The sequence below is a fragment of the Kitasatospora sp. NBC_01250 genome (assembly GCF_036226465.1).
In the GTDB taxonomy this organism is placed as follows: Bacteria; Actinomycetota; Actinomycetes; order Streptomycetales; family Streptomycetaceae; genus Kitasatospora.
Map to the genome: position 1 here is coordinate 6,113,533 of NZ_CP108476.1, position 20,753 is coordinate 6,134,285.

General features: G+C 71.0%; 15 protein-coding genes, 2 tRNA genes and 1 pseudogene. 12 read left to right on the forward strand and 6 right to left on the reverse strand.

Annotated elements, in window-relative coordinates; all coding sequences use genetic code 11:
• Positions 1 to 22 precede the first annotated feature (22 nt).
• On the forward strand, positions 23 to 955 hold the full coding sequence (locus OG500_RS25780) for a carbohydrate ABC transporter permease (RefSeq protein WP_327069194.1): 933 nt from the start codon (positions 23 to 25) through the stop codon (positions 953 to 955).
• A 12-nt stretch (positions 956 to 967) separates the two neighbouring features.
• A complete protein-coding gene (locus OG500_RS25785; protein WP_327069195.1) occupies positions 968 to 1,921 on the forward strand; it encodes a carbohydrate ABC transporter permease in 954 nt (317 codons plus the stop codon).
• A gap of 71 nt (positions 1,922 to 1,992) precedes the next feature.
• Here OG500_RS25785 and pepN read toward each other — a convergent pair whose 3' ends face one another.
• Positions 1,993 to 4,575, reverse strand: coding sequence for an aminopeptidase N (pepN, locus tag OG500_RS25790; RefSeq protein WP_329583718.1), 2,583 nt, complete (start codon positions 4,573 to 4,575; stop codon positions 1,993 to 1,995).
• 137 nt (positions 4,576 to 4,712) lie between these two features.
• Entirely contained in the window at positions 4,713 to 6,125 is a 1,413-nt protein-coding gene (locus tag OG500_RS25795) for an amino acid permease (RefSeq protein ID WP_442907060.1), read from the reverse strand.
• 194 nt (positions 6,126 to 6,319) lie between these two features.
• Between OG500_RS25795 and OG500_RS25800 the strand changes: the two are divergent.
• Together OG500_RS25800 and OG500_RS25805 are read left to right on the forward strand one after the other, a co-directional pair.
• Positions 6,320 to 6,914, forward strand: a pseudogene (locus tag OG500_RS25800) (biotin transporter BioY).
• Between the two features lie 73 nt (positions 6,915 to 6,987).
• Positions 6,988 to 7,473: a ribose-5-phosphate isomerase gene (locus OG500_RS25805; protein WP_327069198.1), complete on the forward strand. Its 486-nt coding sequence runs from the start codon at positions 6,988 to 6,990 to the stop codon at positions 7,471 to 7,473.
• Positions 7,474 to 7,501: 28 nt separating this feature from the next.
• Here OG500_RS25805 and OG500_RS25810 read toward each other — a convergent pair whose 3' ends face one another.
• Positions 7,502 to 8,767, reverse strand: a complete 1,266-nt coding sequence (locus tag OG500_RS25810) for a GNAT family N-acetyltransferase (protein WP_327069199.1) — start codon at positions 8,765 to 8,767, stop codon at positions 7,502 to 7,504.
• Positions 8,768 to 9,021: 254 nt separating this feature from the next.
• Between OG500_RS25810 and OG500_RS25815 the strand changes: the two genes are divergently transcribed.
• Positions 9,022 to 10,254 carry a PP2C family protein-serine/threonine phosphatase gene (locus OG500_RS25815; RefSeq protein ID WP_327069200.1) on the forward strand — a complete coding sequence of 411 codons (1,233 nt, stop codon included), beginning with the start codon at positions 9,022 to 9,024 and terminating at the stop codon, positions 10,252 to 10,254.
• Positions 10,255 to 10,637: 383 nt separating this feature from the next.
• Positions 10,638 to 10,832 (forward strand): hypothetical protein, encoded by a 195-nt coding sequence (locus tag OG500_RS25820; RefSeq protein WP_327069201.1) that lies wholly within the window; start codon positions 10,638 to 10,640, stop codon positions 10,830 to 10,832.
• A 55-nt stretch (positions 10,833 to 10,887) separates the two neighbouring features.
• On the opposite strand, the gene OG500_RS25825 is transcribed toward OG500_RS25820, so the two are convergent.
• Both OG500_RS25825 and OG500_RS25830 read right to left on the reverse strand, forming a co-directional pair.
• A complete protein-coding gene (locus OG500_RS25825) occupies positions 10,888 to 11,697 on the reverse strand; it encodes a DUF6348 family protein (protein ID WP_329583723.1) in 810 nt (269 codons plus the stop codon).
• 86 nt (positions 11,698 to 11,783) lie between these two features.
• A tRNA-Gly gene (locus OG500_RS25830) sits at positions 11,784 to 11,854 on the reverse strand.
• 166 nt (positions 11,855 to 12,020) lie between these two features.
• Between OG500_RS25830 and OG500_RS25835 the strand changes: the two genes are divergently transcribed.
• The 5 genes from OG500_RS25835 to clpX all read left to right on the forward strand — a co-directional run bounded on the left by OG500_RS25835 (position 12,021) and on the right by clpX (position 16,930).
• Positions 12,021 to 12,097, forward strand: a tRNA-Pro gene (locus tag OG500_RS25835).
• A 259-nt stretch (positions 12,098 to 12,356) separates the two neighbouring features.
• Positions 12,357 to 13,748: a trigger factor gene (gene tig / locus OG500_RS25840; protein ID WP_327069203.1), complete on the forward strand. Its 1,392-nt coding sequence runs from the start codon at positions 12,357 to 12,359 to the stop codon at positions 13,746 to 13,748.
• Positions 13,749 to 14,054: 306 nt separating this feature from the next.
• Positions 14,055 to 14,672: an ATP-dependent Clp protease proteolytic subunit gene (locus tag OG500_RS25845; protein ID WP_442789363.1), complete on the forward strand. Its 618-nt coding sequence runs from the start codon at positions 14,055 to 14,057 to the stop codon at positions 14,670 to 14,672.
• Between the two features lie 56 nt (positions 14,673 to 14,728).
• Positions 14,729 to 15,385, forward strand: a complete 657-nt coding sequence (locus tag OG500_RS25850) for an ATP-dependent Clp protease proteolytic subunit (protein ID WP_327069205.1) — start codon at positions 14,729 to 14,731, stop codon at positions 15,383 to 15,385.
• A gap of 261 nt (positions 15,386 to 15,646) precedes the next feature.
• Positions 15,647 to 16,930, forward strand: coding sequence for an ATP-dependent Clp protease ATP-binding subunit ClpX (clpX, locus tag OG500_RS25855; protein WP_327069206.1), 1,284 nt, complete (start codon positions 15,647 to 15,649; stop codon positions 16,928 to 16,930).
• 92 nt (positions 16,931 to 17,022) lie between these two features.
• Here clpX and OG500_RS25860 read toward each other — a convergent pair whose 3' ends face one another.
• Positions 17,023 to 17,904 carry a hypothetical protein gene (locus OG500_RS25860; RefSeq protein ID WP_327069207.1) on the reverse strand — a complete coding sequence of 294 codons (882 nt, stop codon included), beginning with the start codon at positions 17,902 to 17,904 and terminating at the stop codon, positions 17,023 to 17,025.
• A gap of 149 nt (positions 17,905 to 18,053) precedes the next feature.
• Between OG500_RS25860 and OG500_RS25865 the strand changes: the two genes are divergently transcribed.
• Entirely contained in the window at positions 18,054 to 20,717 is a 2,664-nt protein-coding gene (locus OG500_RS25865) for a valine--tRNA ligase (protein WP_442789227.1), read from the forward strand.
• The last annotated feature ends 36 nt before the right edge of the window (positions 20,718 to 20,753 follow it).

Here is a 20,753-nt window from a genome sequence, read left to right on the forward strand (position 1 = left end):
TGTGGCGGACAGGAGCAGGCGCATGCGTCACCGCAAGTACCCCTTCATCGTGGGGTTCCTCATCATCCCGGTCGTGCTCTACGTGGTGCTGGTCATCTGGCCGTACCTGCAGACCTTCGGCTACTCCCTGACCGACTGGTCCGGGGCCTCGCAGACGATGCACTTCATCGGCCTGCAGAACTACACCAAGCTGTTCGGCGACAGCGTCTTCCTCACCGCGCTGGAGCACAACATGCTCCTGCTGATCGTGTTGCCGATCGCCACCATCGTGCTGGCGCTGTTCTTCGCCTTCATGCTCAACGTCGGCGGCCGGGGCGGCACCGGCGGTGTGCAGGGCGTGCGCGGCGCGGCCTTCTACAAGGTGGTCTTCTTCTTCCCGCAGGTCCTGTCGGTGGCCATCCTCTCGGTGCTCTTCCAGGCGGTCTACCGCACCGACGACGGCGGCCTGCTCAACGGCGTGCTGGTCAAGCTGGGCCTGGAGGACGCCAACCACCCCTGGCAGTGGCTCTCCGACCCCGACATGACCCTGTGGTGCATCGTGGGGGTGCTGATCTGGTCGGGCGTCGGGTTCTACCTGGTGCTCTTCTCGGCGGCGATGCAGAACATCCCCAAGGACATCTACGAGGCGGCGCTGCTGGACGGCGCCAAGCGCACCCAGACCTTCCTGAAGATCACCCTCCCGCTGCTCTGGGAGACCGTGCAGACCGCGTGGGTGTACCTGGCCATCGCCGCCATGGACGCCTTCGCACTGGTCTCCACCATGACGCCCGGCGCCTACTACGGCGGTGGTCCCGATAACCACTCCGAGGTCATGGCGACCTACCTGATGCGCAACTTCATCACCTTCGGCAAGGCCGGCTACGCCTGCGCCATGGGTGTGGTGATCTTCTTCATCACCATGATCCTGTCCGTCGTCTCGCTGCGGGTCACCCGGCGCGAGCGGATCGAGTTCTGAGCGGGGCCAGCCATGACCACCAAGACTGACGAGACCGGCACCAAGGTCCCGGCCCAGCGCGGCGGCGCCCCGGGCGCCGGGCGACCGTCCAAGGAAGGGCGGTTCGCCGACGGCGGAGGCGTGCTCAACGTCTTCTCGCACGGCTTCCTGGCCCTGTGGGCCCTGATGATCATCGCCCCGCTGGTCTGGATCGTGATCAGCTCCTTCAAGACCAACGCGCAGATCGGCGGCAGCGCCTGGAGCTGGCCCTCGCACTGGCGGTTCGACGCCTTCGCCCACGCCTGGGACAAGGGCATCGCCAACTACTTCCTCAACACCCTGATCGTGCTCGTGGGTTCGATCACCCTGACGATGCTGCTCGGCGCGATGGCGGCCTACGTGCTGGCCCGCTACGAGTTCCCGGGCAACCGGACCATCTACTACTTCTTCGTGGCCGGCGCCATGTTCCCGGTCTACCTGGCCCTGGTGCCGCTCTTCTTCATGGTGAAGAACCTCGGTGACATCAGCCCGCTGCTCGGCCTGAACAGCTACCTGGGCCTGATCCTGGTGTACGTCGCCTACTCGCTGCCGTTCACCGTCTTCTTCCTGTACTCCTTCTTCAGCTCGCTGCCCACCGCCGTGCACGAGGCGGCGATGATCGACGGCTGCTCGCACACCCGGGCCTTCTTCCAGGTCATGGTGCCGATGGCGAAGTCCGGCCTGATCAGCGTCGGCATCTTCAACGTGCTCGGCCAGTGGAACCAGTACCTGCTGCCGGTGACCCTGATGCAGCAGCAGCACGGTGGCGACCCGGACCGCTCGATGCTGACCCAGGGTCTGCTGAACCTGGCCCAGCAGACCGGCTACGCCAGCGACTTCCCGGCGCTCTTCGCCGGCATGACGATCGCGATGCTGCCGGTGCTGGTGGTCTACCTCTCCTTCCAGCGCCAGGTGCAGGCCGGTCTCACCTCGGCCACCCTCAAGTAGCGCCCGACCCACGCCGAACGCCGAGCGGCCCGCCCCCCAGCAGGGGAGCGGGCCGCTCGGCGTTGACCTCGTCAGACCCGGTCGGCGGCCTGCGTGCGCAGCGCGCGGGCGAGTTCGTCGCGGGACTCCAGCACCAGCCGGCGCAGCGCCGGCGCCGCGTCCTGGTGGTCCGCCAGCCAGGTGTCGGTGGCGGCGAGCGTGGCGTCGTCGGTCTGCAGCCGCGGGAAGAAGCCCCCCACGAAGCGCATCGCGATCTCGATGCTGCGCTCGGCCCAGATGGTCTCCAGCAGCTCGAAGTACCGCGCCGCGTACGGCGCGATCAGCTCGCGCTGCCCGGCCTGGGCGAAGCCGGCGGTCTGCGCGCTGACCATCGCGTTGGGCAGCGAGTCGTCGTCGACCACCGCCGACCAGGCCGCGGCCTTGGCCTCGGGCAGCGGCCGGGCGGCCAGCGCCTGGGTGGCCTTCTGGTTGCCGCTGGCGGTGTTGTCCCGCCGCAGCTCGGCGGCCAGCTGCCCGGCGTCGGCCCGCCCCGCGGCGGCCAGCGCGATCCACAGCGACCAGCGCAGGTCCTGGTCCACCTCCAGCCCGTCGATCCGGGCGGTGCCGGCCAGCAGGCCCTCCAGCAGGGCCAGCTGCTCCTCGTCCTGCGCGGTGGTCGCCACGAACCGGGCCCAGGCGAGCTGGTGGTCGCTGCCGGGCGCGGAGGCACGCAGCTCGCGCACCGCGCAGTCGGCCAACTGCCGTGCGCTCTCGGCGCGGTGGCCGGGGTCGACGAAGAGGTCGAGGGCGCCCTTGGCCTGGGCGTGCAGCGTCTGCAGCACTCCGATGTCCGACTCGCGGCCGGCGAAGCGCAGCACCAGGTCCAGGTAGTCGCGGGCCGGCAGCAGCGCGTCCCGGGTCAGGTTCCAGCAGGCCGACCAGGCCAGCGCGCGCGCGAGGGTGTCCTGGATGTCGCCGAGCGAGCCGCGCAGCGTGGCCAGCGAGTCCGCGTCGAAGCGGATCTTGCAGTAGGTCAGGTCGTCGTCGTTGACCAGGACCAGCGCCGGGCGCGGCCGGCCGGCCAGCTCCGCCACCACGGTGCGGGCCTCGGTGATGTCCAGCTCGACCCGTGCGGTGCGCAGCAGGGTGCCGTCCGGCTCGCGGTCGTAGAGGCCGACGGCGATCCGGTGCGGGCGCAGCGTCGTGCCGTCCTGGAGCACGGCCAGCTCGGTGATCCGGCCCTCGGCGTCCACGGTCAGCTGCGGGGTGAGCGCGTTGACGCCCGCGGTCTGCAGCCAGGCGCTGGACCACTCGGCCATCGCCTGCTCGCCGCGGCCCGAGGTGACGGCCAGCACCTTGAGCAGGTCGCCCAGCACGGTGTTGCCGAAGGCGTGCTCCTGGAAGTAGCGCCGGGCGCCCTCGAAGAACGCCTCCCGTCCGGCGTAGGCGACCAGCTGCTTGAGGACGGAGGCGCCCTTGGCGTAGGTGATGCCGTCGAAGTTGAGCTTGGCGTCCTCGACGTCGCGGATGTCCGCGGTGATCGGGTGGGTCGTCGGGTACTGGTCCTGGCGGTAGGCCCAGGCCTTGCGCTGGTTGGCGAAGGTCACCCAGGCGGCCTGGTACTTGGTGGCCTCGTGCGCCGCGAAGGAGCCCATGAAGTCCGCGAAGGACTCCTTCAGCCACAGGTCGTCCCACCACTTCATGGTGACCAGGTCGCCGAACCACATGTGCGCCATCTCGTGCAGGATGACGTTGGCCCGGCCCTCGTAGGCGGCCTCGGTGACCTTGGAGCGGAACACGAAGTCCTCGCGGAAGGTCACGCAGCCCGGGTTCTCCATCGCGCCGATGTTGTACTCCGGCACGAAGCACTGGTCGTACTTGCCGAACGGGTACGGGTAGTCGAACTCGTCGTGGAAGAAGTCCAGGCCCTGCTTGGTGACCGTGAAGATCTCCTCGGCGTCGAAGTACGGCGCCAGCGACTTGCGGCAGGTGGCCGCGAGCGGGATCTCCAGGGTGCTGCCGTCGGCCAGTTCACGGCTCCAGTGGTCGCGCGCCACGTGGTACGGGCCGGCCACCACCGCGGTCAGGTAGGTGGAGATCGGCTTGGTCGGAAGGAAGTGCCAGGTCCTGACGCTGCCCTCGGCGCTCTCGTGCTCCGTGACCTCGCGCTCGGCGGCGTTCGCGTAGACGTCCCACCCCGCCGGGGCGGTCACGGTGAAGAGGTAGGGCGCCTTGAGGTCGGGCTGCTCGAAGTTGGCGAACACCCGGCGGGCCTCGGCGGGCTCGTAGTGGGTGTAGAGGTAGGTCTCGCCGTCGGCCGGGTCGGTGAACCGGTGCAGGCCTTCGCCGGTGCGGCTGTAGGCACAGTCGGCGTCCACCACCAGCAGGTTCTCGGCCGCCAGGTCGTCCAGCGCCACCCGGGCACCGTCGAAGACCACGGCCGGGTCGAGCGCGCGGCCGTTGAGGGTGACGGCGCGCACGTTCGGCGCGAGCAGGTCGGCGAAGCTGCCGGCGCCCGGTTCGGCGCAGCGGAAGCGGATCGTGGTGAGGGAACGGAAGGTCGCGTTGGCGACGTCCGGTGCGCCGCTGACGTCGAGGCGAACCTCGTAGCCGTCCACGCTGAGGATGCCGGCGCGCGCGTGCGCTTCGTCCCGGCTGAGGTTCTTGCCCGGCACTGCGGTACTCCTTTGTCCGGCTCGCACGGTGCTGTGCAGGTGGCGGGGCAGGTCCTGCCCCGGGGCATCCTTTCACGCGCCCGCGCGGGCGGGTCCGGCCGGTTCTGCGCGTCCCGGACCCGCTCCCGGAGCCCTCGTCAGGCGCGCGCGGCCACCCGGCGCTGGCGCAAGTAGCCCGCACCGCTGAGCACCGCCACCAGCACCCCGGCCGCGTACAGCTGGGCGCGGTCGGCGGGCGTGGTGGTCATCAGCGCCAGCACCCCGACCACCGCAGCGAGCGCGATCCAGGTCAGGTAGGGGTAGCCCCACATCCGCACCGTCAGCAGCTCGGGGCTCTCGCGCTCCAGCCGCTTGCGCATCCGCAGCTGGGCCACCGCGATGAAGACCCAGACCACCAGGATCGCCACGCCGGTGGTGTTCATCAGCCAGCTGAAGACGGTGTCGGGCCACCAGTAGCCGGCCAGCACGGCGGCGAAGCCGAAGGCGCAGGAGGCCAGCACCGCCAGCCGCGGCACGCCGCCGCTCACCTTCGCCAGTGCGCGCGGGCCCTGGCCGCGCGAGACCAGCGAGAAGGCCATCCGGGAGGAGCCGTAGATGTTCGCGTTCATCGCGCTCAGCAGCGCGATCAGCACCACGCCCTGCATCACCTGGGCGGCGCCGGGCACGTGCAGGAACTGCAGCACCGTCACGTACGGGCCCAGCTTGACCACGTCGGGGTCGTTCCACGGCACCAGGGTGACCACCAGGGCCATCGAACCGATGTAGAAGATCGCGATCCGCCACACCGCGGTGCGCACCGCGTTGGCCACGTTGCGCCGCGGGTCGTCGGACTCGGCCGCCGCGATGGTCACCGTCTCCAGGCCGCCGTAGGCGAAGACCGAGGCGAGCAGGCCCGCGACCAGGCCGCTACCGCCGTTGGGCAGGAAGCCGCCGTGCCCGGTCAGGTTGCTCGCGCCGGGCGCACCGCCGCCCAGCACACCGCAGACGCCGAGCACGCCGAGCACCAGGAAGGCCACGATGGCGGCGATCTTGATCGCGGCGAACCAGAACTCGAACTCGCCGAAGTTCTTCACCGCGGTCAGGTTGCTGGCGCAGAAGAAGGCCATGAAGACGCCGACCCAGGCCCAGCCGGGCACCGAGGGCAGCCAGGAGTTCATGATCGAGCCGGCCGCGGTGGCCTCGGCGGCCACCCCGCAGCAGAGCATCACCCAGTACATCCAGCCGGCGGTGACCCCGGCCCAGGGGCCGATCTCCCGCTCGGCGTGCACCGAGAAGGAGCCGGAGGCCGGGTGGGCGGCCGACATCTCGCCGAGCATCCGCATGATCAGCATGACCAGGAGGCCGGAGAGGGTGAAGGCGAGGATCACCGCGGGCCCGGCGGCGGCGATGCCGGCGCCGGAGCCCACGAAGAGCCCCGCCCCGATCACGCCGCCGAGCGCGATCATCGAGAGGTGACGCTGCTTCAGGCCGTGGCTCAGCTGCGGACTGCCGGCGGGGGCCGTCGCCGCGGGGGCGGTGGGGGCCGCCGGCGGGGCGGTGGGAGTGGGCATCGAGCGATCCAGACGTTCGGTAACCGGACTACCCATCTCACTATCCGGTTGGAGGGGGGTCGGCGCCAAGGAGCTTCCCGAAGGGCTCACCATCCGGAACGAATGGTGACGCACAGTGATGGGATACGTTCGTACAGCCGTTCCGCTGAGGAACCGTTCGACTACGACGACGACCACTGACGAAGGAGTCCCCGATGGCCCTCGCCACCGCGATACCGTCCCGCGCCGTGCTGGCCGACCTGCTGCCCGCCGCCGACAGCCGGCTCGGCGCCGCCCTGCGCGAGCTGGGCCTGGTGGCCGGCGGTGCCGCGCTGACCGGGCTGGCCGCCCAGCTCTCGCTGCCGGTGCCGGGCTCGCCGGTGCCGGTCACCGGCCAGACCTTCGCCGCGCTGCTGGTCGGCACCGCGCTCGGTGCCCGGCGCGGCGCGGCCTCGCTCGCCCTCTACCTGCTGGCCGGCGCCTCGGGGCTGCCCTGGTTCGCCGAGCACAGCTCGGGCTGGGTGCTGCCGACCCTGGGCTACGTCCTCGGGTTCGTGCTGGCCGCCGCCCTCACCGGTCTGCTGGCCCGGCGCGGCGGCGACCGCACGCCGCTGCGGGTGGCCGGGGTGATGGTGCTGGGCAACCTGGCGATCTACGCGGTGGGCGCTGGCCGCCTCGCTGCACGTGTCCCTGGCCAGGGCCGCCGACCTGGGCCTCTACCCCTACCTGCTGGGCGACGGCCTGAAGGTGCTGCTGGCGATGGGCGCGCTGCCGCTGGGCTGGCGGCTGCTGGGCGGGCGCCGCTCCTGACCCGCGGGTGCGGACCTGACGTCGTACCCGCCCTTCGGCGCCCCGGGGGCACGCGCATGCCAGACTTCTCCCCATGCGCGTGTACCTGGGTTCCGACCATGCCGGATTCGAACTGAAGAACCACCTTGTCGCGTGGCTCAAGGAGGCCGGCCACGAGCCGGTCGACTGCGGCCCGCACATCTACGACGCGGTGGACGACTACCCGCCGTTCTGCCTGCGCGCCGCCGAGCGCACCGCGGCCGACCCCGAGGCGCTCGGCGTCGTGATCGGCGGCTCGGGCAACGGCGAGCAGATCGCCGCCAACAAGGTCAAGGGCGTGCGCGCCGTGCTGGCCTGGAGCGAGCAGACCGCCGCGCTCGGCCGCGAGCACAACAACGCCAACGTGATCAGCGTCGGCGGCCGGATGCACACCGAGGCCGAGGCGACCCGCTTCGTCGAGGTCTTCCTCAGCACCCCGTACAGCAACGAGGAGCGGCACACCCGCCGGATCGAGATGCTGACCCGCTACGAGGTCACCGGCGAGCTGCCGCCCATTCCCGAGGGGCACCCGCAGGGCTGAGCCGCTGCCCCGCCTGCCGCACGGGTCGTCAGAACCCGTGCGGCAGCCAGGGCGCCACGTCCCAGGCGAAGGCCGCGGACGCCTCGGCCAGCGCGCCGGGGCGCAGCTCGCGCACCAGGCCGGCCGCGGCCAGCGCCGCCAGCGTCCGGCCGCCCAGATAGGCCGAGCCCAACTCCCGCACCGAGAGCGCCAGATCCGCCGGTGCGTCGGTCGGCTCGCAGACCGCCCCGGCCTGCCGCCCGGCACTGCGCAGCCGCCAGTGCCCGGCGTTCCACGGGCAGAACTCGTCCGCGACCGCCAGCACCACGTCCACCGGTGCCGAGTACTGCCGCGAGCCGAGCGCGTCGCCGACCTCCACCAGGCGCACGAAGAGCGAGTCCGAGAGCTGGGAGCTGAGCCGGCGCGGGTCGGAGGCCAGGTGCAGCAGCGGGTCGTCCACCGGCAGGTTCGCCGCCTCCACCGTCTCGGTCAGGTCGAGATCCAGCAGGTAGCCCCAGAGCGCGGCCGCCGCCTCCGGGACGGCGGCGGTGACCTCGCGCACCCGCACCTGCCCGGCCGGCCCCGCGTGCTGCCAGGCCGCGCGCACCGAATAGCGCGCGTAGCCGAGCAGTTCGCCGTCCCGCCGGTCCTCGGCCAGCACGCACTGCAGCGCGGTGTGCCCCTCCCGCTCGGACGGGGCGTCCAACAGCGCCACCCGCTCCCAGCCGGGACCGCGGGCCAGCATCCCCGGGCGCAGCGGCACCCGCCGGGCGTACAGCCGCTCGCAGGCCGCCGAGGAGCGCGCCGGGTCGGTCAGCCGCAGCCGGATCCGGTCGTCCTTCGCCTCGGCGCGCTCCACCCGCACCCGGGCCCGGTCGATCCGCACCGCGAGCTGCCAGGTGGCCAGGCCGTAGCCGTACCGGCCGTAGATCGCCGGCTGCGAGGCGGTCAGCGCCGCGAGCGACTCGCCGCGCTCGTGCACCTCGTCCAGCTGGTGGCGCATCAGCGCGGTGAGCACCCCGCGCCGGCGGTGGGTGGGCAGTACGCCGACCATGGTGACCCCGGCCGTGGGCAGCAGCGCGCCGCCCGGCACCGCCATCCGGAACGAGAAGGCGCCGGCCGAGCCGACCGCCGTGCTGCCGTCCCAGACCCCGAGCGAGCGGTCCACCTCGGTCAGCGCCCGCCACAGCGCCCGGCGCTCGGGCGACTCGGTCTCGCCGAAGGCCACCTCCAGCGCGTCGTACCAGGCATCCCAGTCGGCCGGGGCGAGCGGTCGCAGGCTGAGCGCTTCGTGGGCGTCGGCAGGCTGTGTCATATGCCACAGCTATCACCCGGGCCCGGACGGGGCGAGCCGATTCTCGGACGGCGCGCTGGCGGAGACCCGCACGCCCCGGCGCACAGTGCGGCAATGCGCCCTTGGCCGCCTCGCTTGCCACCGGGGTGAGCCCCCGCGCGGGCTCACCTCCCGGCCGAAAGCAAGCGCCTGGGCAGCCGAAATCGAGCGCCCGCGCAGCTCGTGGCCGACCGCCCGTCGACGTGGGCCGTCAACGCTGGATAGGGTCAAGCCCCATGGCTGGCACCACGCCGGGCACATCGCCCCAGACGAGTGCGACGGGGACCGCCGCGACCACGGCCGCGGACCCGCTGACGGCCCGGTTGCGCAAGCGCCTCTACCGGGCCCGCCGCACCCTGCGCCGGACCGGGGTGGACTACTTCCGCGGCGACGCCGCCGACTGGCTCGCCTTCGCGGTGCTGCTCCTGCTGGTCCCGCTGCTGGTCGCGTTCAACGTCTGGATCCCGGCCTGGGTCCCGCCGACCGCGCTGGTGCTGCCGATCCTCGTCGGTGCGCTGCTGCTGCGGCCGGTCTCGCTGGTGCTGCTCTACGCCACCGCCGCGCTGGGCCTGTCCACCGAGTCGGTGATCCACACCGGCGAGCGGGCGGCCAGCCGGCACCCCGACGCCTACGTCTTCGGCGTCACGCCCGGCGCGGCCCTGGTGGTCGGCGCGGTCGGGGTGGCCGGGCTGCTGCTGGCCCAGTTCCGCAGCCGGGTCGGCGTGCCCTGGCGCGGCGGCGGCTCGATGCTCTTCGACCTGCGCGAGCGGCTCAAGGTGCAGAGCCGGCTGCCGAACCTGCCCGACGGCTGGCACGCGGACATGGCGCTGCGCCCCGCGGGCGGCCAGTCCTTCTCCGGCGACTTCGTCGTCGCGGCCCGCACCGGCGCCGGGCGGCGGATGCTTGAGGTGGTGCTGGCCGACGTCTCGGGCAAGGGCATGGACGCCGGCTCACGGGCGCTGCTGCTCTCCGGCGCCTTCGGCGGCCTGCTCGGGTCGCTGCCCCCGCACGAGTTCCTGCCCGCCGCCAACGGCTACCTGCTGCGCCAGGACTGGGACGAGGGCTTCGCCAGCGCCGTCCACCTGGCCCTGGACCTGGACTCCGGGGAGTACGAACTGCTCTCCGCCGGCCACCTGCCGGGCATGCAGCGGCTGGCCGGGGCCGGGCGCTGGGAGGTCAAGGAGGCCACCGAGGGGCCGTTGCTCGGCCTCTACGACGGCGCCAAGTTCGAGGGCGTGCGCGGCCGCCTCGGCCCGGGCGACGTGCTGATGCTGTGCACCGACGGCATGGTCGAGGCGCCGGGGCGGGACCTGTCCGAGGGCATGGACCGGCTGATGGGGGAGGCCGACCGGCTGGTGGCCGGCGGTCAGTTGGGCAGCGGGACCGTGGGCGCGGCGGTGCGGCTGATCGAGACGGTGGCCAAGGACATCAACGACGACCGGGCCGTGCTGCTGCTCTGGCGGGCGTGAACCAGCCGAATCCGGACCGCCGCACGGCTGCGCGGGCGGGAGCAGCGGCGGCGGTGCTGTCAACGATCAACGGTGATCTTCGGCCAATTCGGTTCGGCCCGGCCGGCGGGTGTTCGGTGGACGAACGGCCCAGTCGGGAGAGGGCACCGACGCTCCGTCAACTTCGGTGGGCTATCGTCTCGTCCGGCGGAAACTCGTCTCACATCGCAGAATGTTGGCCACGGGTCAGCGGCAAGTCCTTTACGCAGTCGGCACGGTCGACCACACTGAGTCGGGGCGGGACTGGCCGGATCTCGGGGGAACGGAGGTGGCGGCGGGTTGCGTCTCGGGACCGTCGGACAGGCCGGGGTCCGTTCCGCCACGACACGAGGAAGTGAGTCCGGGTGGCACTCTCCGTCTCCGCGCTGGTCCTGTTCGGCATCATTCTCATCATCTTCATCCGCAACAAGCAGATCAAGGTGCCGCACGCGATCCTCGCCGCGCTGTTCGGGTTCATGCTGAACCAGTCCACCGCCGCCAAGCCGATTCAGGACTTCCTGAGCCAGGTGGCCAAGACGCTCTCCAACATCGGGACCTGACGCCCGGGCAGCCGTCCGGAGCCGAACGGGCAGACCGGGCGGACGGGTCGGCGGGTCAACTCCCGGCGCGCCTGGCCCGCCACCAACGGCCGATCGCCGCACGCCGCCGTGCCACCAGGCCGGCGGCGGCCGGGGCGTGCGCCCGCGGGTATGCCTCCGGCAACAGCAGCGGGTCCTCGGCCGGGCGGCCCACCGCGTCCTCCTGCCCGTCGGCTGCCAGCAGGACGAACAGCCGCGCCCAGCAGAACCGTTCGGCGCGCGGCCAGTCCAGGCTGCCCAGCACCCGGGAGGCCTCGTGCGCCACGGTGCCGTTCACCCGGACCTCGGCGACCTCGTCGCCGGCCCGGCCGCCGAAGAAAAGCTTCACGCCGTTGAGCCGCTCGTCGGTCAACTCCCCGGCCAGCGACGGCGCGAGCTCGGCCAGCAGCTCCCGCTCGCCCAGCCAGCCGGACAACTGCGCGCTCCGGAAGCCGAAGACGGTGGCCGGGCCCTGCACCGCCTGCCAGCCCGGCAGCGCCGGCAACTGCAGGTGGTCGCCGTGCCGACCCTGCCGCTCCAGGAACTCGACCACCGCGGCGGCCGTGGTCGAGGCCCACATCCGCACCGCGCTGTCGAGCTTCTCCTCCTCCGTGGTGCCCAGGCCCGCCGTGCAGTCCCAGAGCACCGGCGCCTCGGCGCTGCCCAGGTGCAGCACGAAGCCCAGGTCGACGTGGCCGCCGCCCTGGCCCGGGTGCTCGCGCAACGCCACGGCGGTGCCGTCCGGGCCGTGCACCAGGGTGCCGTCCACGGTGAACTCCCGCCCGTAACGCGCCATTTCCCGCACCACGCCGCGCTGTATGACCGCCAGCCGCTGCTCGGCGTCCACCCGCCCTCCTCCTGAGTCGCACCCGGGCATGCCTGCCCGGGCATGCCAAAGGCCCCGGCTCGCGAAAGCCGGGGCCTTTGGGTCGGAGCGGGCGACGAGAATCGAACTCGCGTGACTAGTTTGGAAGACTAGGGCTCTACCATTGAGCTACGCCCGCATACGCGTCCGCACCCGGCCGACTGGCCGAGGTGGACGGGGATCAGCGTACCTGGTCGGGCGGCCCGCGCGCACGTGACATCCGCAGCGCCACTCGCCCCGTGCCCACCACCCGGAATATCGCCGAGCGGAGCAGGCTCGGCGTGTACGCTTCCTCTCGCGAAGTGCGGGGTGTGGCGCAGTTTGGTAGCGCGTCCGCTTTGGGAGCGGAAGGCCGTCGGTTCGAATCCGGTCACCCCGACCATCACTGCTCATGGTCTCGATCAGGGCCATCGATCACGGCCATCTGCGATGTGGCTTTGTGGTACCGGTAGGATGGGCCGCTGGCGGAAGAGCCACCGCCCCTTCCCGCGCGAACCAGCCGGGGACGGGCCGCTCGCCGTCCACCCCATACGGGAGATGCCGCACCAGGTGGCTCATCACCCGTCTGCCCGGCCCGCGGCCCGTGAGGGCACGGTCCGGATGCAGACAAGCCGACCGCAAGCCCCATAGGAGACCCAACCGTGAAGAGCGCCGTCGAGACTCTGAACCCGACCCGGGTTCGACTCACCGTCGAGGTGCCCTTCGAGGAGCTCAAGCCCAGCCTCGACGCGGCGTACAAGAAGATCAACCAGCAGGTCACGGTTCCCGGCTTCCGCAAGGGCAAGATTCCGGCCCGGGTCATCGACCAGCGCTTCGGCCGTGCCGCGGTTCTCGAGGAGGCCGTGAACGACGCGCTGCCGCGCTTCTACACGCAGGCCGTCGACGAGGGCAAGATCGAGGTCCTCGGCCAGCCCGACATCACCGACATCAAGGGCGTGGAGGACCTGGCCGCCGCCGGTCTGACCTTCACCGCCGAGGTCGACATCCGTCCGGAGATCACCCTGCCGGAGTTCTCCGAGATCTCCGTCGAGGTCGACCCGATCGAGGTCACCGACGAGGACATCGAGAAGTCCCTGGAGCAGCTGCGCGAGCGCTTCTCCTCGGTCAAGGACGTCGAGCGCGCCGCCGCTGCCGGTGACATCGTGGTGATCGACCTCGAGGCCAAGGTCGACGGTGAGGTCCCCGAGGACGGCACCGCCACCGGCGTGAGCTACGAGATCGGCTCCGGTCGTCTGCTCGACGGCATCGACGAGGCCGTCATCGGCCTGTCCGCCGGCGAGTCGAAGACCTTCGACACCGAGCTCAAGGGCGGCACCCAGGCCGGCAAGAGCTCCGAGGTGACCGTCACGGTCACCACTGTCCAGGAGAAGGAGCTGCCCGCGCTGGACGACGAGTTCGCCCAGCTGGCCAGCGAGTTCGACACCCTGGAGGAGCTGCGCGGTGACTCGCGCAAGCGCCTTGAGCGGATGAAGGAGTTCGACCAGGCCACCCAGGCCCAGGAGCGCGTGCTGGACGCTCTGCTCGAGAAGATCGAGATCGAGTACCCGGCCAAGCTGCTCGCGGACGAGGTCGAGACCCGCAAGCACAACCTCGAGCACCACCAGCTGGAGCCGATCGGCCAGAACCTCGAGGGCTACCTCGCCGCGCAGGGCAAGACCCGCGAGGAGTTCGACCAGGAGACCGAGGACCAGGCGAAGAAGGGCATCAAGACCCAGTTCGTGCTGGACGAGATCGTGGCCAAGGAGGAGGTGGGCGTGAACCAGGAGGAGCTCACCGAGCACCTGATCCGCCGCGCCGCCGGCTCCGGCCTGACCCCGGACCAGTTCGCCCAGCAGGTCGTCCAGGGCAACCAGGTCTCGCTGCTCGTCGGTGAGGTCGCCCGCGGCAAGGCGCTGGCGCTGGTCGTCGAGGCCGCCAAGGTCACCGACACCACCGGCAAGGTCATCGACTTCGACGAGGAGGACGAGACGGTCGAGGCCGCCGAGTCCGAGGCCGCCGCCGCTGTCGAGGACGAGGGCACCGAGCAGGCCTGATCCTGCCAGACCCCCGGTAACGGGCCCGGACGCCGCTGTGCGTCCGGGCCCGTTCGTCTTCACCGGCTTCCCGGGCCGCTACCCTGCGCTCACAGCGAACAGTTCAGCGTGGGGGATGGTCGGGCCTCGCCTGCGCGTTAGGGTCGACGAAAGCAAGCTTTCAACAGCGCGGGCGGGGTGGCCTGACGTGGGTCCATGCCCAGGAAGCCCAGCCCCGGACCCCGTATGTGACGTAGCGACGGTCGAACCAGATGGGCCGTCCGAATCGACTGAGCAGGTGGCTAAGTGACGTTCCCGCAGATGCAGATGCCTGGCCTCATGACGCCGCGCGCCGCCGGTGGTGACGTGCTCGGCGGACTGGGCGACCAGGTCTACAACCGGCTGCTCAACGAGCGCATCATTTTCCTCGGCCAGCAGGTGGACGACGAGATCGCCAACAAGATCACCGCCCAGCTGCTGCTCCTGGCCGCCGAGCCGGACAAGGACATCTACCTCTACATCAACTCCCCGGGCGGCTCGATCACGGCCGGCATGGCGATCTACGACACCATGCAGTACATCAAGAACGACGTGGTCACCATCGCGATGGGCATGGCGGCCTCGATGGGCCAGTTCCTGCTCACCGCCGGCACTCCGGGCAAGCGGTTCTCGCTGCCGAACGCCAACATCCTGATGCACCAGCCCTCCGCGGGCCTCGGCGGCTCGGCCACCGACATCAGGATCCAGGCCGAGCAGCTGCTGCGCACCAAGCAGCGGATGTCCGAGCTGATCGCCAGCCACAGCGGCCAGACCTTCGAGCAGATCACCAAGGACTCCGACCGCGACCGCTGGTTCACCGCCGAGCAGGCCAAGGAGTACGGCCTGATCGACGACATCATGCACAGCGCCGCGGACGTCCCCGGCGGCGGTGGCACCGGCGCCTGAGCGCCCTTGCCCCGCATCCCAGACACGTCGGCACGCTTCCGGAGGACGGACCCGCAATGAACCCCCTTTACACCCCCCGCGGCGAGTACCAGGGCGCCCGCGCAGAAGGCCGCTACATCGTTCCGCGTTTCGTCGAGCGCACCTCGCAGGGCATCCGCGAGTACGACCCGTACGCCAAGCTCTTCGAGGAGCGCATCATCTTCCTGGGCTCCCAGGTGGACGACGTCTCGGCGAACGACATCATGGCCCAGCTGCTCTGCCTGGAGTCGATGGACCCGGACCGCGAGATCCAGATGTACATCAACTCGCCCGGCGGCTCGTTCACCGCGCTCACCGCGATCTACGACACCATGCAGTACGTGAAGCCGGACATCCAGACCGTCTGCATGGGCCAGGCGGCCTCCGCCGCGGCCGTGCTGCTCGCCGCCGGCACCCCCGGCAAGCGGATGGCGCTGCCCAACGCCCGCATCCTGATCCACCAGCCGTACACCGAGACCGGCCGCGGCCAGGTCTCCGACCTGGAGATCCAGGCCAAGGAGATCTTCCGGATGCGCGAGCAGCTGGAGGAGATGCTCTCCAAGCACTCCAACAAGGCGATCGAGCAGGTCCGCGAGGACATCGAGCGCGACAAGATCCTCACCGCCGAGGAGGCCCTGGAGTACGGGCTGATCGACCAGATCATCTCGACGCGCAAGGCCTCGCTCACCGACTGAGTCCCACCGCGGATCCGGGCGGAGCGTACCGGTGAGTACGCTCCGCCCGCCCGGGCTCCGGCCCACAGAACCTGCTCGGCCCGCCGGCATCTGTTCGGTATCAATTCGCCCAGGGCGTAGGGCAGAGCTGTCGAAGACGACGGATTCTGCGAGGTGGCAGAGTACCGTCGGTACCGAGACCTGCCGCCGCCTGTGGCGGCCGCGGTCCACAGCACCAGGCCCCGGACCCCCGCGGGGCCCCTGGCGAAGGGGAAGCACCTCGTGGCACGCATCGGAGACGGTGGCGACCTGCTCAAGTGCTCGTTCTGCGGCAAGTCGCAGAAGCAGGTGAAGAAGCTCATCGCCGGCCCAGGCGTGTACATCTGCGACGAGTGCATCGACCTGTGCAACGAGATCATCGAGGAGGAACTCGCCGAGTCCTCCGAGGTGCGCTTCGAGGAGCTTCCGAAGCCCCGCGAGATCTACGAGTTCCTGGACCAGTACGTGGTCGGCCAGGACCTCGCCAAGAAGGCCCTCTCGGTGGCGGTCTACAACCACTACAAGCGGGTGCAGGCCGGCGAGGCGGGGCGCGGCAGCGGCCGCGAGGACGCCATCGAGCTGGCCAAGTCCAACATCCTGCTGCTCGGCCCCACCGGCTCCGGCAAGACGCTGCTCGCGCAGACCCTGGCCCGGATGCTGAACGTGCCGTTCGCCATCGCCGACGCCACCGCCCTCACCGAGGCCGGCTACGTCGGTGAGGACGTCGAGAACATCCTGCTCAAGCTGATCCAGGCGGCCGACTACGACGTCAAGAAGGCCGAGACCGGGATCATCTACATCGACGAGATCGACAAGGTCGCCCGCAAGAGCGAGAACCCGTCGATCACCCGCGACGTCTCGGGCGAGGGCGTCCAGCAGGCGCTGCTGAAGATCCTGGAGGGGACCACCGCCTCGGTCCCGCCGCAGGGCGGCCGCAAGCACCCGCACCAGGAGTTCATCCAGATCGACACCACCAACGTGCTGTTCATCGTGGGCGGTGCGTTCGCCGGCCTGGAGCGGATCATCGAGGGCCGGGCCGGCGGCAAGGGCATCGGCTTCGGCGCCAACATCCGCTCCAAGCGGGAGAGCGACGCCAGCGACCACTTCCGCCAGGTGATGCCGGAGGACCTGGTCAAGTTCGGCATGATCCCGGAGTTCATCGGCCGGCTGCCGGTGATCACCAGCGTCCACAACCTGGACCGCGAGGCGCTGCTGCAGATCCTCACCGAGCCGAAGAACGCGCTGGTCAAGCAGTACCGCAAGCTCTTCGAACTGGACGGCGTGGAGCTGGAGTTCAGCCGTGACGCGCTGGAGGCGATCGCCGACCAGGCGATCCTGCGCGGCACCGGCGCGCGTGGGCTGCGGGCCATCATGGAGGAGGTGCTGATGTCCGTGATGTACGAGGTCCCCTCGCGTCAGGACGTCGCCCGCGTGGTGGTCACCGGCGACGTGGTCTCCAAGCACGCGATCCCGACCCTGGTCCCGCGCGACATGATCAAGCGCGAGCGCCGCGACAAGAGCGCCTGACCTCCCACCGCCCGGCGGCGGTAACGCCAGGGGGCCCGCGACCGAACCGGTCGCGGGCCCCCTGGGCGTTGCGGCGCTGTCAGCCCCGGGGGCTACTTCGCCACCACCATGGCGTCGTGGATGGCCTCGGCCTTCTTGGCGGCGTCGGCCGGCGGGAGGGCCACCACCTTGATCCCGCTCAGCTTCGTGAAGCTCACGCTGGCGATGGTGGAGTGGCTGGCCCAGATGCAGACCGACTGGCCGCCGGCGTCCGGGGCACCGGGGATCTTGAAGTCCAGGACTCCGCACTTGAGCGTCGCGTCGTCCTTGTTGCTGCCGCCCGAGTAGCTGGTCAGCGGCGTGGTCCAGGTGGCGCCGCTCTGCGTCATCTGGCTGGAGAAGTTGGAGATCGCCTTGTCCGGGTCGCCCAGCTTGCCGTAGTCGCCGCCGACCGTGATGGTGTCGCCCGGATCGGCGTCATTGGCGTAGCTGGCCGACATGGCGGTGATGTCACTGCCCAGGCTCGCGCTCTTGGCGGGGTCCGCCGGCGCGCTCTTGGCGCTCTTCTGGGTGTAGCCGCCGGCCAGCGTCTGCGGGGCGGAGAGCTTGTAGCTGCCGGCCGCGGCGGAGCCCAGGAACTTGTAGGCGGCGAAACCGCCACCGCCCAGCACCAGGACGCCGACCACCACGCCGACCACCACACCGCCCTTGCCCTTCTTGGGCGCCGGCGGGTAGCCCCCCGCGTACTGCGGCTGCTGGCCCCAACCGGCCTGCGGCTGCGGCGGGTAGGGCTGCTGCGGCGGGACGCCGTACCCCGGCTGGGGCTGCCCGTACCCAGGCTGTGGCTGGCCGTAGCCGGGCTGTGGCTGACCGTACCCGGGCTGGGGCTGCGGCTGCCCGTACGCCGGCTGGCCGTAGCCGGGCTGCGGCTGGCCCGGCGGCGGATACTGCGGCTGCCCCGGCGGCGGATACTGCGGCTGACCCTGGCCGTACATGCGCTCTCGCTCCCCCGCCGCCCGTGCGGCGCAACACCCGTGCTCCACCGGCCTCGCCGGGCTCGGCCGACCGTGTGTCCGAGCACCGGCACGCTATCGCACAGCGCGCGGGCACAGGGCATTACCTCCGGTTCCGTAAACTGTGCGTCGTGACCGACAAGACGAACCAGCGCCCCACCGACGACACGTCCGAGGGCAACTCCACGGACGTGTCCGTGGACAACGCCGCAGCCCTCCCGACCACCTACGCTCCCGGCGAGGTAGAGGGCGAGCTGTACGAGCGCTGGGTATCGCGCGGTTACTTCACCGCCGACGCCAAGAGCGACAAGCCCCCCTACACGATCGTGATCCCGCCGCCGAACGTGACCGGCGCGCTGCACCTGGGCCACGCCTTCCAGCACACCCTGATGGACGCCCTGACGCGCCGTAAGCGGATGCAGGGCTACGAGGCCCTTTGGCTGCCGGGCATGGACCACGCCGGCATCGCCACCCAGAACCGGGTGGAGCAGCAGCTCGCCGCCTCCGGCCAGTCCCGCCACGACCTGGGCCGCGAGGCCTTCGTCGAGAAGGTGTGGGAGTGGAAGGAGAACTACGGCGGCAAGATCCTGGGTCAGATGCGCCGCCTCGGCGACGGCGTGGACTGGTCGCGGGAGCGCTTCACCATGGACGAGGGCCTCTCGCGCGCCGTCCAGACCATCTTCAAGAAGCTCTTCGACGACGGCCTGATCTACCGCGCCGAGCGCATCATCAACTGGTGCCCGCGCTGCCTGACCGCGCTCTCCGACATCGAGGTCGAGCACGAGGACAGCCCCGGCGAGCTGGTCTCGATCCGCTACGGCGACGGCGACGACTCGATCGTGGTGGCCACCACCCGCGCCGAGACCATGCTGGGCGACACCGCGGTGGCCGTCCACCCGGACGACGAGCGCTACCGGCACCTGATCGGGCGCACCATCGCGCTGCCGCTGACCGACCGCCGCATCCCGGTGGTCGCCGACGCGCACGTCGACCCGGAGTTCGGCACCGGCGCGGTCAAGGTGACCCCGGCGCACGACCCCAACGACTTCGCCATCGGCCAGCGGCACAACCTGCCCAACCTGACCGTGATGGACGAGCACGGCGCGATCACCGTGCACGGCCCCTTCCTCGGCCTGGACCGCCTGGAGGCGCGCTCGGCCGTGGTCGGCGAGCTGCGCGAGCAGGGGCGCATCGTCGCCGAGAAGCGCCCCTACATGCACGCGGTGGGCCACTGCTCGCGCTGCCACACCATCGTCGAGCCGCGGCTGTCGCTGCAGTGGTGGGTCAAGGTCGAGCCGCTGGCCCAGGCGGCCGGCGACGCGGTCCGTGACGGCCGGGTCCAGATCCACCCGAAGGAGATGGAGCGCCGCTACTTCGACTGGGTCGACAACATGTACGACTGGTGCATCTCGCGCCAGCTCTGGTGGGGTCACCGGATCCCGGTCTGGTACGGCCCGGACGGCGAGGTCGTCTGCGTCGGCCCCGACGAGCAGCCGCCCACCGGCGAGGGCTGGACCCAGGACCAGGACGTGCTGGACACCTGGTTCTCCAGCGGCCTGTGGCCCTTCTCCACCCTGGGCTGGCCCGAGCAGACGCCGGACCTGGAGAAGTTCTACCCGACCGACGTGCTGCTCACCGGCCACGACATCATCTTCTTCTGGGTCGCCCGGATGATGATGTTCGGCCTGTACGCGATGGACGGCCAGGCGCCGTTCCACACCATCGCGCTCACCGGTCTGGTCCGTGACCAGTTCGGCAAGAAGATGTCCAAGTCGAACCCGAACGCGGTCGACCCGCTGGACTGGATGGACGAGTTCGGCGCCGATGCCGTCCGCTTCACCCTGGCCAGCGGCGCCAACCCCGGCGCGGACGTGCCGATCGGCGAGGACTGGGTCAAGGGCTCGCGCAACTTCTGCAACAAGATCTGGAACGCCACCCGGTTCGCGCTGATGAACGGCGCCACCGTCGAGGGCCCGCTGCCGGCCTCCGAGGAGATGACCGCGGCCGACCGCTGGATCCTGTCCCGGTTGAACGAGACCGTCGCCCAGGTCGACGCGCTCTACGACGACTACCAGTTCGCCAAGCTCTCCGACGCGCTCTTCCACTTCGCCTGGGACGAGGTCTTCGACTGGTACGTCGAGCTCTCCAAGACCACCCTGGCCAAGGGCGGTCCGCAGGCCGACGCCGCGCGCCGGGTGCTGGGCGAGGTGCTGGACGTGACCCTGCGACTGCTGCACCCGATCGTCCCGTTCGTCACCGACACGCTGTGGACTTCGCTGACCGGTGCCGAGTCGCTGGTGATCGCCGAGTGGCCCAAGGACAGCGGTTTCCGCGACGCCGCCGCCGAGGCGGAGATCGCCACCGTCCAGCAGGTGGTCACCGAGGTCCGCCGGTTCCGCTCCGACCAGGGCCTGAAGCCGGGCCAGAAGGTCCCGGCCGAGCTGGAGTTGGGCGGCACGGTGCTGGGGGCGCACGAGGACGCGATCCGCTCGCTGCTGCGCCTGACCCGGCCCGAGGACGGCTTCGCGGCCACCGCCTCGCTGCCGGTGGCCGGTGCCACGGTCTCGCTGGACCTGTCCGGCACCATCGACGTGGCCGCCGAGCGCAAGCGCCTGGAGAAGGACCTCGCGGTCGCCGAGAAGGAGCGCACCCAGACCGCCGCCAAGCTCGGCAACGAGGGCTTCCTGGCCAAGGCGCCGGAGGACGTGGTGGTGAAGATCCGGGCCCGCCAGCAGGCGGCCGAGGCCGACATCGCCCGCATCACCGCGCAGCTGGCCGGCCTGCCCAAGGCCTGACCGACAGCCGCACCCGCCCTACCACGCCACTGGCCG